13 protein-coding genes are annotated in these 15,802 nt (G+C 62.3%); 10 read left to right on the forward strand and 3 right to left on the reverse strand.

Annotation, left to right across the window (positions count from 1 at the left end; all coding sequences use genetic code 11):
* Positions 1–73 precede the first annotated feature (73 nt).
* Genes NKH99_RS04330 through apnL form a run of 5 tightly spaced genes read left to right on the forward strand, consistent with a single transcriptional unit; the run spans position 74 to position 6,269 of the window.
* Positions 74–727, forward strand: coding sequence for a DUF2291 family protein (locus NKH99_RS04330; protein WP_352682588.1), 654 nt, complete (start codon positions 74–76; stop codon positions 725–727).
* Positions 724–2,268 (forward strand): sugar ABC transporter ATP-binding protein, encoded by a 1,545-nt coding sequence (locus tag NKH99_RS04335; protein WP_353012814.1) that lies wholly within the window; start codon positions 724–726, stop codon positions 2,266–2,268. Before NKH99_RS04330 ends, NKH99_RS04335 begins: the two co-directional genes overlap by 4 nt.
* Positions 2,265–3,329, forward strand: coding sequence for an ABC transporter permease (locus NKH99_RS04340; RefSeq protein ID WP_353012817.1), 1,065 nt, complete (start codon positions 2,265–2,267; stop codon positions 3,327–3,329). The genes NKH99_RS04335 and NKH99_RS04340 overlap by 4 nt, the downstream gene beginning before the upstream one ends.
* 1 nt (position 3,330) lies before the next feature.
* Positions 3,331–4,365: a Gfo/Idh/MocA family protein gene (locus NKH99_RS04345; protein ID WP_352926817.1), complete on the forward strand. Its 1,035-nt coding sequence runs from the start codon at positions 3,331–3,333 to the stop codon at positions 4,363–4,365.
* Positions 4,362–6,269 (forward strand): D-apionate lactonase, encoded by a 1,908-nt coding sequence (apnL, locus tag NKH99_RS04350; RefSeq protein ID WP_353012820.1) that lies wholly within the window; start codon positions 4,362–4,364, stop codon positions 6,267–6,269. The genes NKH99_RS04345 and apnL overlap by 4 nt, the downstream gene beginning before the upstream one ends.
* A 76-nt stretch (positions 6,270–6,345) precedes the next feature.
* On the opposite strand, the gene NKH99_RS04355 is transcribed toward apnL, so the two are convergent.
* Positions 6,346–7,314, reverse strand: a complete 969-nt coding sequence (locus tag NKH99_RS04355; protein WP_352469593.1) for a GlxA family transcriptional regulator — start codon at positions 7,312–7,314, stop codon at positions 6,346–6,348.
* A gap of 304 nt (positions 7,315–7,618) precedes the next feature.
* Positions 7,619–8,332 (reverse strand): transcriptional regulator NanR, encoded by a 714-nt coding sequence (locus NKH99_RS04360; RefSeq protein WP_292663135.1) that lies wholly within the window; start codon positions 8,330–8,332, stop codon positions 7,619–7,621.
* 181 nt (positions 8,333–8,513) lie between these two features.
* On the opposite strand from NKH99_RS04360, the gene oiaX reads away from it, so the two are divergent.
* Together oiaX and NKH99_RS04370 are read left to right on the forward strand one after the other, a co-directional pair.
* Positions 8,514–9,776 (forward strand): 3-oxo-isoapionate-4-phosphate decarboxylase OiaX, encoded by a 1,263-nt coding sequence (oiaX, locus tag NKH99_RS04365; RefSeq protein WP_352469595.1) that lies wholly within the window; start codon positions 8,514–8,516, stop codon positions 9,774–9,776.
* A gap of 4 nt (positions 9,777–9,780) precedes the next feature.
* Positions 9,781–11,115: a four-carbon acid sugar kinase family protein gene (locus NKH99_RS04370; protein ID WP_352682599.1), complete on the forward strand. Its 1,335-nt coding sequence runs from the start codon at positions 9,781–9,783 to the stop codon at positions 11,113–11,115.
* A gap of 109 nt (positions 11,116–11,224) precedes the next feature.
* Here the strand turns inward: NKH99_RS04370 and NKH99_RS04375 are convergent, their stop codons facing one another.
* Positions 11,225–11,722 (reverse strand): hypothetical protein, encoded by a 498-nt coding sequence (locus tag NKH99_RS04375; RefSeq protein WP_352682601.1) that lies wholly within the window; start codon positions 11,720–11,722, stop codon positions 11,225–11,227.
* A 278-nt stretch (positions 11,723–12,000) separates the two neighbouring features.
* On the opposite strand from NKH99_RS04375, the gene NKH99_RS04380 reads away from it, so the two are divergent.
* The 3 genes from NKH99_RS04380 to NKH99_RS04390 all read left to right on the forward strand — a co-directional run bounded on the left by NKH99_RS04380 (position 12,001) and on the right by NKH99_RS04390 (position 15,780).
* On the forward strand, positions 12,001–13,518 hold the full coding sequence (locus NKH99_RS04380; protein WP_352469598.1) for a S10 family peptidase: 1,518 nt from the start codon (positions 12,001–12,003) through the stop codon (positions 13,516–13,518).
* Between the two features lie 148 nt (positions 13,519–13,666).
* Positions 13,667–15,109 (forward strand): sensor histidine kinase, encoded by a 1,443-nt coding sequence (locus NKH99_RS04385; protein WP_352682603.1) that lies wholly within the window; start codon positions 13,667–13,669, stop codon positions 15,107–15,109.
* Positions 15,106–15,780, forward strand: a complete 675-nt coding sequence (locus NKH99_RS04390) for a LuxR C-terminal-related transcriptional regulator (protein WP_352682605.1) — start codon at positions 15,106–15,108, stop codon at positions 15,778–15,780. Before NKH99_RS04385 ends, NKH99_RS04390 begins: the two co-directional genes overlap by 4 nt.
* Positions 15,781–15,802: the final 22 nt, after the last annotated feature.

The following is a 15,802-nucleotide window of genomic DNA, read 5'->3' on the forward strand; positions in this document are numbered from 1 at the left end:
CGTCCCTTGCTTCCATTTCGCCCTTGCCTCCATTTCTCTGGGTGCTCCTGACCGCCATGCCGAACGAGCCGACATGTTCAACACGCTGACCCGGCCGATCCTTGTCGCGTTGTTCCTCGCAGCAATAGGCAGCCTGACCGCCTGCAAGATCCTGCCGACGCCGTCGGCGGAAAACGGCGGCACTGGCTCCGCATTCGATCCCGACAAGATGGTCGCGGACATCTGGGCGGCGAAAGTCATACCCTATCTGCAGCAGAAGGCCGGGCCGTTTGCCGAGGTTCACACCTTGGCCAAGACCGATCCCGCCGCTGCCGGCGCCAAATACGGCAACCCGAAGAAGCAGGCGAATTCGCCATGGACCTTCGCCGTTCGGCTCGAGGGCAAGGTCGTGGCAGCCAATACACAGTCACGCGCGGCGACGATGGACGTCGATGCCGACGGCGACGGCAAGGCGGACGCGCGGGTGCAGATCGGACCCGCAATGCGCGGAACCGCGCTACGCGACAGCCTCGACTTCATCCAGTTCAACGATTTCACCAACCAGATCGACTTCGCCCAGTTCGGCAAGGCTTTCAATGCCTATGCCGACAAGACCGTGCTTTCCAAGCTGCCGCGCGAGGCACTCGAGGGCCGCAGCGTCGAGGTACTTGGCGCCTATACGCCGGGCAGTGGCCAGGACCTGCCGCTGGTGACGCCGGCGGAGGCAAAGATCGGGCCGAAGTCATGAGCGGCGATCAAGATGTCATCCTGAAGCTGGAGGACGTCTCGAAAGTCTATTCGGGCACCGTCGCGGTCAAGCGGGCGAATTTCGAGGTGCGCAAAGGCGCGGTCAACGTGCTGGTCGGCGAAAACGGAGCCGGCAAATCGACGCTGATGAAGATCATCGCCGGCGTCGAGCAACCGACGCTCGGGCGCATCCTGCTGGACGGCGAGGAGGTTTCATTCTCGTCTTCCGGGGATGCCGTGAGCCACGGCATCGGCATGGTTTTCCAGGAGCTGAATCTGTTCGGCAATCTGACTGTCGCCGAAAATATTTTCGCCACCCGCGAGATCACCAACCGCTTCCGCAAGATCGACCGCAAGGAGCAGGAGCGCCGCGCGGCGGAGTTCCTTGAACGCCTGGAAGCCGGCATCCGGCCCGACATGCTGGTCGAGGATCTGCGCATCGGCCAGCAGCAGTTGGTCGAGATCGCCAAGGCGGTTTCGCTCGATGCGCGCATCCTGATCATGGATGAACCGACCTCGGCGCTCAGCGCGGCGGAAGTCGAGATCCTGTTCAAGGTGATTGCCGACCTCAAGGCACGCGGCGTGGCAATCGTCTACATCTCGCACCGGCTCGAGGAGCTGATCCGCATCGGCGACACCATCACGGTGCTGCGCGACGGGCGCATCACCGGCCAGGCGGAGATGAAAGACGTCGACACCCAGTGGATCGTGCGGCAGATGATCGGCTCGGATGCCAAGGACTTCGCCAAGGCCGACGGCCATGTGCCGGGCGAGGAAATATTCCGCGCCGAGGACATCTGCCTGCCGCGCGTCACCGGCGGGCTTGCGGTCGATCACGTCTCGCTGTCGCTGCGCGCCGGCGAAATTCTCGGCATCTATGGCCTGATGGGCGCCGGACGCAGCGAGCTGTTCGACTGCATCATGGGCCGCCATGGCCATTCGACGGGCACGATATTCATTGCCGGCAAAAAAGTGCACGAGCGCGACACGACGCGGCGCATCCGGCGCGGCCTGGCGCTGATCCCCGAAGACCGCCAGCGCGAAGGGCTGGTGTCGATCCTCTCCGTCGCCAGCAATCTGACGCTGGCCAGCCTGTCGCGGTTCGTGCGCCTGTTCCACATTCGTGGTGCCGCCGAACGACAGGCGGTGACCCAGACGGTGCGCGAACTGGCGATCAAGGTCGCCGATCCGGCGCAGGAAGTCTCGTCGCTGTCAGGCGGCAACCAGCAGAAGGTGGTGATCGGCAAGGCGCTGCTCACCGGGCCGAAGGTGCTGTTGATGGACGAGCCCAGCCGCGGCATCGACGTCGGCGCCAAGGCCGACGTGTTCCGCACCATGCGCAAGCTGTCGCGCGACGGCCTGGGGATTCTGTTTGCCACCTCCGATCTCGACGAAGTGATGGCGTTGTCCGACCGCATCGCGGTGATGAGCAATGGAAAACTGACCGGCATGTTCGACCGCGCCGAGGCGACGGAGGCCGCACTCGTCGCTGCCTCCGCCTTCGGCCACGGACCGGTCCCGCACGGAGAGCAAGACGCATGACTGACATCCCAGCCAAGGCGGCGGTCAACTCCATGTCGGGCGGCTCGGTCCTGCTGACGCTGATGAAGGCGAGGACGTTCATCGCGCTGATCGCCGTGCTGTTATTCTTCTCGATAGCCGCCCCCAATTTCCTATCGGCCGCCAATCTTATCCTGATGTCGAAGCATGTGGCGCTGAACGCATTCCTCGCAATGGGCATGACCTTCGTCATCATCACCGGCGGCATCGACCTGTCGGTCGGCTCGATCGTCGGCCTGTGCGGCATGGTGGCCGGCTATCTCGTGCTCAACGGCATCGACCTGCAGGTCGGCTACACCATCTATTTCAACGTCTTCGAGATCGCGCTGATCACGCTTGCCGTCGGCATATTGATCGGCGCCGTCAACGGCTTGCTGATCACCAGGCTCAACGTTGCGCCGTTCATTGCCACGCTCGGCGTGCTCTACGTCGCACGCGGCCTGGCGCTGCTGTCGTCGGACGGCCGTACTTTCCCTAATCTCGTCGGCAAGCCGGAGCTCGGCACCACCGGATTCGGCTTTCTCGGCGCCGGCCGGTTGCTCGGCCTGCCGATTGCGCTCTGGATTTTGCTCGTCGTTGCGCTAGGGGCGGCCTATCTCGCCAAGTACACCCCGCTCGGCCGCCACATCTTCGCGGTTGGTGGCAATGAACGGGCGGCGCGGATTTCGGGTGTCCGCGTCAATATGGTGAAGATGTTCGTCTACATGTTCTCCGGCTTCTGCGCGGCGATCGTCGGGCTGATCATCTCGTCGGAGCTGATGGCGTCGCATCCGGCGACCGGAGAGAGCTTCGAGCTCAACGCCATTGCCGCGGCGGTGCTCGGCGGCACCTCGATGTCGGGCGGTCGCGGCACGATCGGCGGCACCATTGTCGGCGCCTTCGTAATCGGCATCCTTTCGGACGGGCTGGTGATGATGGGAGTGAGTTCGTTCTGGCAGATGGTGATCAAGGGCCTCGTCATCATCGTCGCCGTCGTCGTCGACCAGGCACAGCGCCGGCTGCAGAGCCGTGTCACGCTGATGCAGATGGCAAAGGCCGGCTGACATGGCGGAACTGCGTGGAGCGCTGATCGGCTGCGGCTTCTTTGCCATCAACCAGATGCATGCCTGGCGCGATATAGAGGGCGCCTCGATCACCGCCATCTGCGACCGCGATCCGGACCGGCTACGGATCATTGGCGACCAGTTCGGGGTCGCACGGCGCTATACCGACGCGGCAGCGCTGTTTGCCGGCGAAAGGCTGGATTTCGTCGACATCGCCACCACGGCACCAAGCCACAGAATGCTCGTGGAGATGGCGGCGCAGCACGGCGTTCCGGCAATCTGCCAAAAACCGTTTGCGCCGACGCTTGCCGACGCCAAGGCGATGGTAAAGGCCTGTGCTGACGCCGGCGTGCCGCTGATGGTGCATGAGAATTTTCGCTGGCAGTCGCCGATCCAGGCGGTGCGTACCGTGCTCGACAGCGGCGAAATCGGCACCCCCTTTTTCGGACGGATCTCGTTCCGCTCTGCCTATGACGTGTTTTCCGGCCAGCCTTATCTGGCGACGGGAAAGCGCTTCATCATCGAGGATCTGGGTATCCACATCCTCGACATAGCCCGCTTCCTGCTGGGCGACGTCTCGACCGTCACTGCGCGAACGGCGCGCATCAATCCCGGCATTGCCGGGGAGGACGTTGCGACGATGCTGATGGACCACACGGGCGGAGCCACTTCCGTGGTCGACTGCAGCTACGCCAGCAGGCTCGCGACAGAGCCGTTCCCCGAGACGCTGATCGAGATCGACGGCAGCGACGGCACGATCCGGCTGGCGCAGGGCTACCGCCTCACCGTCACCGGCAGGAGCGGGACAGCTGTGAGCGACGTCTCGCCGCCGCTGCTGGCCTGGGCATCACGGCCGTGGCACAACATCCAGGAAAGCGTCGTCGCCATTCAAAAGCATTGGGTCGACTGCCTGACCAAGGGAACCGAGCCCGCGACCTCGGGCGCGGACAACCTCAAGACACTAGCGCTGGTCGAGGCTGCGTACGCTGGCGCCGCAAGCCGGGAGCCGGTGCAACTCGACGCCTTGCTGAAATGACAGCCGACGCCTTCCTCCTCTACGGCACACGTGCCGTTGAAGCCGAACCGGTCAGGCTGCGCGCCGGCGCGCTGACGGCGGACTTCGTCAACGGCAATCTGCGCACCATCCGGCATGGCGGCACCGAGGTTCTGCGCGCCGTCGCCTTCATCGTCAGGGATCGCGACTGGGGCACCTACGAGCCGGCGCTCACCGATTTAATCATCGACCAGGGCGATGACGCTTTCTTCGTCAGCTATTCGGCAGGTTGCTTCGGACCAGAGGGAAGCCGGCTCGACTTCCGTGCGACCATCAAGGGCTCGGCCGATGGCCAGCTGATCTTCGACGTGAGCGCTCTTCCCGACAACGATTTCGAGACCAATCGCTGCGGCTTCTGCATCCTGCATCCAATTGCCGGGCTGGCCGGCAGCCCGGTCACGGTCGAGCATACCGATGGCAGCGTGGTCGCGACGCGGCTTCCGGAGCTGATCGATCCCTGGCAGCCTTTCAAGGATCTGCGGGCGATCACCTATGAGGTCCGGCCGGGCGTCACCGCCGAATGCCGGATGCAAGGCGACATTTTCGAGATGGAGGACCAGCGCAACTGGTCGGATGCCTCCTACAAGACCTATGTCCGGCCGCTCGCGCTGCCATGGCCCTATGTGCTGCCTGCCGGCAAGACCTTCCGCCAGACCACTAGTTTGCGGATAGAGGGTCGCGGGAAAGTGCCGGCCGCTGCGGCAATCGCGGAACCAATTCGCGTCACGCTCGGCCAAGCCGGACCGGCGCTGCCGGATGTTGGCGTGATCATCTACCCGGATGAGGTCGAGGCGGCGCTGGGCAAGCTGCCGATGCTGTGCGAGCTTGGTCCGCAGCAATTGATGTTCCACTACGACCCGACGCGTGGCCATGGGCTCGACGCCTTGCGATCCTACGCCCGGCTCGCCGCCGCCTATCCGGTCCGGACAACGCTCGAATGTGTCATTGCCGGCGACGGCGATCTCGACGCCGAGCTTTCAGGCGTCGCCGACAGGGTGCGCCAGGCCGGGCTCAAGCTTTCGGCCATTGCCGTCTCGCCCTCGGTCGACCGGCAGTCGACGCCACCGGGCAGCGCGTGGCCGCACTGCCCGCCGCTCGAAGACGTCTACGCCGCGGCGCGGCGCTCCTTTCCCGACAGCCGCCTCGGCGGCGGCATGTTCAGCTATTTCACCGAACTCAATCGCAAGCGTGTGCCGGCCGACCCGCTCGATTTCGTCACGCATTGCACCTGCCCGATCGTGCACGCCGCCGACGATCTCAGCGTCATGCAATCGCTGGAAGCATTGCCTTTCATCACGGCGTCAGTACGAACGATCTTCGGAACAATACCTTATCGGGTCGGGCCGTCGACCATTGCCATGCGCCAGAACCCTTATGGCGGCGCGACCAAGGCTAATCCTGACAGTCAGCGCATTGCCATGGCCGACCGCGACCCTCGCCATGCCGGGCTGTTCGGGGCCGCATGGACGATCGGCTATGCGGCGCGCGTCGCGCCGGCCGGGCTCGAAATGCTGACGCTCTGCAGCTTCACCGGACCACTCGGCGTGCTGGCCTCGTCGGGCGAACCTGTCAAAGAAGGTACACCCCGGCCGATTTTCCACGCGGTGAAAGGACTTTGCGATCTGGCCGGCCATGCGCATGTGGCGGCGACAACGACCGATGAGACGCGGGTGCTGGCACTGGCCGGCCACTCCCAGACAGGCAAGATCATCGTCTGGCTGGCGAACCTTACTCCGGACGACCTTCCAGTCGATGTTTCCGGGCTCGGTTCCGATCAGGGTTTTCTGAATATCTGGGATGGACGAACGTCACGCCAGATTCAGCGCGACGCGTCGGGCCGAGACCGTCTTGTCATGACGCCCTACGCAATCGTCCGGATTGGCTGAAGTCACGCCGGGGTTCATGAATCGCCGCAGTTCCGCAGCGGTTGCCCGTAGCCGCAGCACTTCCGCTGCCGACTTGTCACCGGACTTGCTTTCGAAACTCGCCTGGTGCCATTCCAGTTGTCTTGGAAAAAAGACGGCTGAACGAAGCGACGTCCTGATATCCCACCCGATAGCAGATTTCTGAGACGCTCAGTTTCGTTTCCTCAAGCATGGACCTTGCCAACTCCAGCCGCCTTTCCTGGATCCATTTTCCCGGCGTTGTCTGGAGCTCGTCGAAAAACCTGCGAGACAGGGTTCGCGAAGACATTGCCAATTCGGTTGCAAGAAATTTCAAATCGATTTCTGACATCTTGTCTTTCGAGAGCTCGCGCAGCTTGTTCTCGAATGGGCTGGCGTCGTTCGAAATTTTGTCGAGAGGAAATTCGTAGGGACTCTGGAATTTGCGCGGCGGAGGAAGAACCAGAAGTTTTCGAATGATCCGTTCTTCCTTCTCGAAGCCCAGATCGATCAGCAAAGCCCTGGCGAGTTCGAGTCCGGAAAACCCGCCTCCACATGTGTAAAGGCGGTCCTGGCGAATGAGCAGGCGGGAAGCGTCCCATCGCACTTGCGGAAACCGGCGGCTTGCCTCGTTCTTCAGCCACCAGGATATCGTTGCGCGCTTGCCGTCCAACAATCCCGAAGTGGCGAGCAGATAACACGCGCCGCAATGTGCTGCGATGATTGCGTCCTGCTGCTGCGCGAGCGCGATCAGCGGTTTTGAATGCTCACTCTCCTCGTCGAGCGAGCGCAGAAGCTCCGGAATCTCGACACCCGGCATGGCAATGAGAATCAGGACATCCATTTTCCGGGATGGTTGAGCCTTTGTCGGGAAGGAAATTCCGGTGCTCGATGCCGACGGCGCGCTCCTTGAAACGAACTCACAGGAGAGAACCTGCGAACGGCAGACGTCATTCACAAGCTGAAACATTTCCACGAGCGTCGAGACGACGGCCGAATAGAAATTCGACGGCAGCCAGATCACAACGTGGAGGCCCCTGTCAGCCATTGCGGTACTCCAGTATCGTTCTCGGATGGCAAGCCTAGCATAGTCTTTGCAAGAATTGCCAATCCCAGAACAAGCGCGGCGCCTCCAGGAGGGCCTATGCGGGCTTGCTGACGAAAGCGGGCCGCGGAAATCCATGGCTGGGAAGATGCAAATGCTGAAATCGTTGAATGAAAACACGCGGCACATACATCGGATTCAGACGCAACAGAAAACTGCGTCGGTCCGGGCTCAGGCTGATCTGTGGTCAGTCAGTAGGCCGAGAGCAAGGTGCCGGCCGCTGCGGTCGGGACCTTGCTCTTGATTTTCAGCTGCCGGAGTTCATCACGTAAAGCGCACGCGAGCGTTCGAGGTGCTTGATCATCGCCTTCTCGGCGCCATCCGCATCCTTGGCCTCGATGCGTCCGATGATCTCTTCGTGCTCGGTCAGCGTGAACTTTTCCTTGCCAGTCCAGATCAGCATTTCGGTGTGGTATTCCTTTAGCCAGCCAAGCATTGCCTCGCTGACGGCGACATAGATCGGATTGCCGGATATTGCCGCGATCTGGGTGTGGAATTTCATGTCGGCGGATATAAAGGCTTCCGAGTCGCCACGATGGCTGCGCTGCTCGGCAACCGTTGCCCGCAACCGCTGCACGTCCTCGGCGGTTGCCTTCTCCGCGGCTTCCCTGACCATGCCGCGCTCGAAGAAGATACGCGCGTTCTTGAGGTGCTCCAGCGTGTCCTTCGACGACGACAGGATGATCTTGGCGGCACCGTCGACCTGTTTGATGATCGACTTGGCGGTCAGCTGCAGCACTTTCGCCCGCTCGCCATGCGAGATCGCGACAAGGCCCATATTGCTCAACGCCTGCATTGCCTCGCGGATCGCCGGCCTGCCGACCTCGAAGCGCTCCATCAATTCGCGCTCCGACGGCATGTCGTCACCCGGCAGCAATTCGCCGCTGGTGATCAGGCGCTTCAGTCTCAAGAATACTTCGTCGGAAAGCTTGCGCCGGACGATCGGCTCCGAACGGTTCATCGTCGCGAATCACTCCTTTGACCGGCCCCTATCTAGCATTTCCGCCGTGAATTCCGGAACGCCTGCTGCCGGCTCGCCCTTACCGCCAAGCCGGATAGGGCTTGCAAAGCTTATGTACTCATTATACCAGATTTCAAGGGCCAAGGAACCTTTTTCGAACCACCCGGCAGGCCGCGCGAATATGATTGTTCTCACCTATCGCATCGAAACGCCGGGCAATATCGAGGCGCTGGCGGCCAAGATCGCAAGCGACCAGTCGACCGGAACCTTCGTCGCGCTGGCCGGCGAGACCGAAGAGCTCAAGGCCAGGGTCGCAGCGCGAGTCCTGGCGATACGGCATCTGCCGGATGCGGATCGGCCGTCCCTTCCCGAAACCGGTCCCGAAGCGCGCAACGGCCCGGTCAAGCGCGCCGACGTCGACATCGCCTTTCCGCTGGACGCCATCGGCACCGACCTGTCGGCGCTGATGACCATCGTCATCGGCGGCACCTTTTCGATCAAGGGCCTGTCCGGCATTCGTGTCGTCGACATGAGGCTACCCGAGGAGTACCGGGGCGCGCATCCGGGCCCGCAATTCGGCGTCACGGGCAGCCGCAGGCTGACCGGTGTCGTGGATCGTCCGATCATCGGGACCATCGTCAAGCCGGCGCTGGGACTCCGCCCGTACGAGACGGCCGCAATGGTGCAAGAGCTGATTGCGGCCGGCGTCGACTTCATCAAGGACGACGAGAAGCTGATGAGCCCGGCCTATTCGCCGCTGTCGGAGCGGGTGAGGGCAATCATGCCGCTGATCCTCGACCACGAGCAGAAGACCGGTAAGAAGGTCATGTATGCCTTCGGCATTTCACATGCCGATCCCGACGAGATGATGCGAAACCACGATCTGGTGGCAAAGGCCGGCGGCAATTGCGCGGTGGTCAATATCAATTCGATCGGTTTCGGCGGCATGGCTTACCTTCGAAAACGCTCCAGCCTTGTGCTCCATGCCCACCGCAATGGCTGGGACATTCTCACCCGTCATCCCGGCCTTGGCATGGATTTCAAGGTCTGGCAGCAGTTCTGGCGCCTGCTCGGCGTCGACCAGTTCCAGATCAACGGCATCGCCTCAAAATACTGGGAACCCGACTGGTCCTTCGTCGAATCCTTCAAGGCGGTGACCACGCCGATCTTTTCGCCGGCCGATTGCGCATTGCCGGTCGCCGGCTCCGGCCAGTGGGGCGGGCAGGCGCCTGAAACCTTCCAGCGAACCGGCCGGACGGTCGATCTTCTCTATCTCTGCGGCGGTGGCATCGTCAGCCACCCGGACGGGCCGGGCGCCGGCGTGCGGGCCGTGCAGCAGGCCTGGCAGGCGGCGGTCCAGGACATTTCGTTGGCGGATTATGCCTTGAGCCATGTCGAGCTGGCGCGGTCGATCGAGAAGTTCGGCGGCGGCGAGGCGGCCTGACGCCATGCAAAACCTGCTTCTGAGTTACTATGGCGACGACCTGACCGGCTCGACCGACGTTATGGAGGCGCTCGAGCTCGGCGGCGTGCCGACCGTCCTGTTCATGCGCCAGCCGGACGAGGCGCTGCTTTCGCAATTTGCGCATTGCCGCGCCCTTGGGCTGGCCGGCACCAGCCGCAGCGAGACGCCGCAGTGGATGGACACGCATCTGCGAGATGCCTTCGCCTGGCTGAAGACCGTCAACGCCGAGATCTGCCACTACAAGGTCTGCTCGACCTTCGATTCCAGCCCGGCAATCGGCAGCATCGGCCGGGCGATCGAAATCGGCCGCTCGGTTTTCCGGCAAGAGGGCGTGCCGCTGGTGGTCGGCGCGCCGCAGCTGAAGCGCTACACCGCCTTCGGTCATCTGTTCGCGGCCTATCGCGAAAAATATTTCCGCATCGACCGCCATCCCGTGATGAGCCGCCATCCGACCACGCCGATGGACGAATCCGACCTGCTGATCCATCTGTCGCGCCAGACCAGCCTCGCCTCGGGCCTGGTCGACCTGGCGACGCTGCAGTCTGCGTCGCGGTCGAAAGCATTCGACCGGCTTGTGGAGAATGGCTCAGGTATTGTGCTTGTCGATGTCGATAGCCTGGAAACCCAGGCACTTGCCGGCAAGGAGATTTGGCGCGCTCGCAAGCCGGGCGGTTATTTCGTCGTCGGCTCTTCAGGCATCGAATATGCCTTGCTGGTCGAATGGGCAGCGAACCGGATCGTGGATACCAAATCCGCCTTTTCGCCGCCGGGCGCTGCCGACAGGATCGCCGTGGTCTCGGGGAGCTGCTCGCCGACGACGGAACGACAGATCCGTTATGCTCTGGCCGACGGCTTCGACGGGATCGAGCTCGACCCAGTCGAACTGGTTTCTGAGGCTTCGAACGACGCGATTGCGCGCGCGGTGGCAACCGGCCGCTCCAGCCTACGGGCCGGGCGCAGCGTCATCCTCTACACCGCGCTCGGGCCTGCGGCCGACCGCGGTGCAGAAATCGATCTCCGGGAAGGCGCCCGCCATAAGCTCGGCCACGGCCTTGGCGAGGTTCTCCGCGAACTGACGCTTCAAGAGAAGCTACTGCGCGTGGTCATCGCCGGCGGCGACACGTCGAGCCATGCACTTGCCCAGATGGGCGTCGACGCGCTGACTGTGCGAATGCCGCTGCCGGCATCGCCGGGCTCGCCACTTTGTGTGGCGCATTCAAGCATTAAGGCGATCGATGGGCTGGAAATTGCCCTCAAGGGCGGGCAGGTCGGAACCGACCGCTATTTCTCCACTATTCGCGATGGGGTCGGCGGTTGATAGCGGGGAAAGTCAGGTCAAATCGGTGATGCTCGATCGGGATCGAGGATACTAGCCGGCAAACCAGAAATCTCAGGCGTTCAGATCAGCGGCAATGCCACTCATCCCGCTATCTGCCCATTGTCCTGCCTGGATGATACTGACGGGCGTAGGCGACACAGGCGTCTACCGTGCTGACACAGAGCGCATCGCGGTTGTTCGGCAGGTTGTTGTCGCCGGCGTAGGCAACCTCGGCAACATGACCGTCAACCATTCGAATTTGCGTGTTGCAATAGCCGCCGGGGGCGACGTTGACGGAACCCCCCAGCGCCGGGACGGGGCCAATGGCCACGGTCGGAACGACAATGTTGAGATTGCCGCGTTGAACGACGCGCTGATAGGTCCAGATCTGGCCGGATTTGCCGACATCGGCAGTGGCGGTAGGAAAGCCGGCGCACATTCGAACGTCCGCCTCGCTAAGGCCGACCATCTCCCTGCGGGCTGCCGCCGCCGTGGCGTCTTCCTTCGCAGTGCTCGACGTGTCGTCGGGCATGACGCAGGAAGACAGGATGGTGGCGCTTGCCGATAGAAGGAGAAGGGCAAGCTTTCGGGTGTGGAAAGATGTCATACCAACTTCGGATTGCACGGGAGCCCCGAATGCCAACCTAGGAAGTGGGCCAATCGAGTCAACCGGCAGAAAATTCACGAAGTCGTTGGTCCGCCATTCCGCCGCACGCATCTGCTGGAAGAGGTTAGGCTGCCGCCGTGACCCTCGCGCCCTATCTTCCGCCTGGGCATTGGATTTCCAAATTCGACCCCTTCTTGTCAGATGTACTGGCGCACGGTGCTGTGACTTTGGTTCGGCCGACGGTGTGCTAGTTTCCAGCCAATTGCTCCGGAGACGTCATGCCTATCAAGCTGCAAGAAATCGCCCTCGCTCTTCTGCTGTTGGTTGCCGGAACTGGGTTCGGTCATGCGGAGACGGCCCAGCGGCCGCCGCCCACAGGCGGGGTTCTCTCGCTCCTGCCACCGCCGCAGACTTCCGATCATTCGATCGTCATTGCCGGACGCACGCTCGATTACGAGGCCAAGGCCGGTACGCTGTCATTGCCGTCCGGCAAAGGCGATATCACCGCCGAGATTTTCTATGTCGCCTATGCTCTGCACGCAGGGAAAGAAACGGGACCGGATCCGCGTCGCCCGATCACCTTCGTGTTCAATGGCGGTCCGGGAGCAGCTTCCGCCTATCTCCATCTCGGCGCGCTCGGTCCGCGGGTTCTGGCGACAGCGGCCGATGGAAGTTTCCTGCCGTCGCCGCAGAGGCTGTTCGATAACCCCGACACCTGGCTCGACATGACCGACCTGGTCTTTGTGGACCCTGTCGGAACCGGTTACAGCCGTGAAGCGCCCGGCACGGAAGCACACAGCTTCTGGGGCGTCAGCCAGGACGCCGCGTCGATAGGCGCGTTTATCCGACTCTATCTGGCGCAGACGAACCGTACGGCATCGCCTGTCTTCCTGGCTGGCGAAAGCTATGGCGGCTTTCGAGCAGCATTGCTCGCCAGGAAGCTTCAGGAAGACATCGGCATCAGCCCGAGTGGTGTCGTGCTGATTTCGCCGGCGCTCGAATTCACGCTGGTGCGCCCGGACGAGTTCCAGCCGCTCCACTGGGCGCTGGAACTGCCGTCGCTGGCGGCAGTGCGCCTACACAGCGAAGGCGTTTCCGGCCCGGCCCTGCAGGAGCGGCTGGCGGAAGTCGAACGCTATGCGCTCGGCGATTATCTGGCCGCGCTGGCCGGTGGGCTGGAGCAGGGTGGACGCCTGGCGAGCCAGCGTGTCGCCGCAATCACCGGTCTGCCGCTCGATCTCGTCCAGCGGCACTTTGCACGCATTCCCATAGGGCTGTTCGCCAAGGAGTTTGCACGGGCAAAGGGCAATGTTCTCAGCGCCTATGACGGCAACATCGCGACAGCGGACGTGGCGCCAGAGAGCCTGGGAGTCGAGGGTCCCGATCCGGTGCTCGACCGAAGCGTGCCGGCGCTCACCTCCGCTTTCGTCGGCTATGTGCGTGATGAATTGAACTTCCGCACGGATATCAGCTATCGGCTTCTCAACCGTGAAGTCAGCGGCAATTGGGACTATGGGACGAGCGCGACGCGTCAGGGCTATGCGGGTGTCATGGACGACCTTCAACAGGCGCGCGTGCTAAACCCCAGCCTCGGCGTGCTGATCGTCAACGGCTACAGCGACCTGGTGACGCCGTACATGGGCTCGCGCTACCTGCTTGGTCAAATTCCTTCGCTTGCCGGCGCAAAGCCCATTCGCACCGAGGTGCTGGAGGGCGGGCACATGATGTATCTGAGGCCGGATGGACGGGCGGCACTGAAGCAGGCCGCGTCCGAGCTTTACCGAACGACGCAATGAGACGGTTTGCCCAAAAAAGCGCCGGATACGCTGTTCGCCCTCTCATCAGGCCCTAGTTCCATCGCGATTGATCGGTTACACACCTAGGATGGCGTCTTTCAGCGACGTTCGACAACGGATTAGCCGGCTCTCCAGAATCGCGCCACTGGTGCGGCGTGCTGCCGAGCAGGCCATTCGGAACACCAAGCCACACAGGCTGACAAGCCTTGTTGACCGTTGGAATGCGCTGTCGCTGGCAACGCAGTTCCTGCTCGCGGGCGGTCTATTTTCCCTGTCAGCCATGGTGGTGGTCGGGATTTCCGTCACGAACCATATAGAAACCGTGGTCACGCAGAATTCGGCTTCCGCGACGGCTCTTTACGTGGACAGCGTTATCGCGCCGCTGCTTCCGGATATGCGCAAGAGCGAAGTGCTCGACGAGAGCGTCGCCCATGCGCTCGATGAAACGCTGGGACAAGGGGCACTCGGCACAAGGCTCGAATCCTTCAAGCTCTGGCGTCGCGACGGAACCATCCTGTATTCGACCGACAAGACATTGATCGGCAAGCGCTTTGAACCCAGCGACAATCTCCGGGCGGCATTCGCAGGCCAAATGGTCTCGGAGTTCGACAAGCTCGACGATCCGGACAGCGAGGCCGAAAGGGCCAGCGGCTTGCATCTTCTCGAGATCTACAATCCGGTGCTGCAGCCATGGTCGGGGGAAGTGGTGGCCGTTTCAGAATTCTACGAGGTCGCCACTGATTTTGAAAGAAACCTGCATCAGGCACTCATTCGAACCTGGCTGGACGTTGCCGCCGTCACAGCGGCCTTCTTTCTCGGGCTGTCGGCAATCGTGTTCCGTGGCAGCCGCATGATCAGTTCGCAGAGCCGCTCGTTGAAGCAGCGCATTGCCGAGCTTTCCGATCTGCTTGCGCAAAACAGACTGTTGAGGCTGCGGGTGCAGCGTGCCTCGCAGCGTGCCACCGCACTTAACGAACGCTATCTCAGGCGCATCGGTGCGGACTTGCACGATGGCCCGGCGCAATTGGTTGCTCTCGCGGCGCTGGGGATCGACAGCCCCGTCATTGCCGATCCCGCTACGCCGCAATCGAAGCGTGCACAGGAATTGCTGGCCATCAAAGCACATCTGGACGATGCCATGCGCGAGATCAGGAGCATCAGCAAGGGCCTTGTCCTGCCGCATATCGAGCATGCCGAACTGGGTGAAATTCTCCAGCTTGCCGTACGGGCGCACGAAGAACGAACCGGCGTCAAAGTGACACTATCGATGACCGGCGGCCATGCGCCGTTGTCGCCGGCGGCCAAGATCTGCATCTTCCGCTTCGTCCAGGAGGCGCTGAACAATGGATTCCGTCATGCCGGAGGTGAAGGTCAGTCGGTCGAGAAACATTTCGACGGCGAGCGCGTTTGTATCGAAGTGGCCGACGCCGGCGCCGGCTTTGACCCGCAAATCGTGCGTCCCGAGAGGCTGGGACTCGTAGGGCTGCGCGAGCGTGTGGAAAGCCTCGGGGGCCAGTTTACCGTGACTTCCTCACAGAGTGGCACAGTCGTAAGAATGGCCCTCAACATCGTTGAAATGGGGCAGACATGACAGTAGCCATCAAGCTCGCCATCGTCGACGACCACCCGCTGTTCAGGGAAGGCGTTGTGCGCACGCTCGATCAGATCGGCGGGTTCGAGATCGTCGGTGAAGGAAGCAGCAGAGACGATGCCCTGCGGATAATCGAAGACCAGCGGCCCGACATTCTGCTGATGGACATCTCGGTTCCTGGAGGTGGCCTTGGCGTGATCGGACCGGCCCTTGAGCGGCATCCGGCACTGAAAATTGTGATGCTGACCGTTTCGGAAGAAAACCAGCACGTGATGACCGCGTTGCAGAGCGGGGCCAGGGGCTATGTTCTGAAGGGGGTCGGGTCGAGGACGTTGGCTGCGATCCTGCGCACGGTAGCGTCGGGCGAACGATATGTCTGTCCACAATTGTCGGCGCGCCTGTTGGCCGATCTGTCAGCTCAATCAAAAGAGCCGGCGAAAGCTGACGGACTTGCCGACCTCACCAGCCGTGAAAGGGAGATCCTGACGCTGGTTGCCGCGGGACTGAGCAACAAACGGATCGGGCTTCGGCTGAACCTGCATGAAAAGACGATAAAGCACCACATGACGCGAATCCTGGCCAAGCTCAACGTCAGCAACAGGACCGAAGCCGCCATGACCTTGCGCGATGCGACTGAGCACCGGCATCCGCCTGTTCGCGATCATGCTTGAGCCGAAATTGCCGCACGGCGCG

The sequence above is a fragment of the Mesorhizobium sp. M0854 genome (assembly GCF_040319815.1).
Classification (GTDB): Bacteria; Pseudomonadota; Alphaproteobacteria; order Rhizobiales; family Rhizobiaceae; genus Mesorhizobium.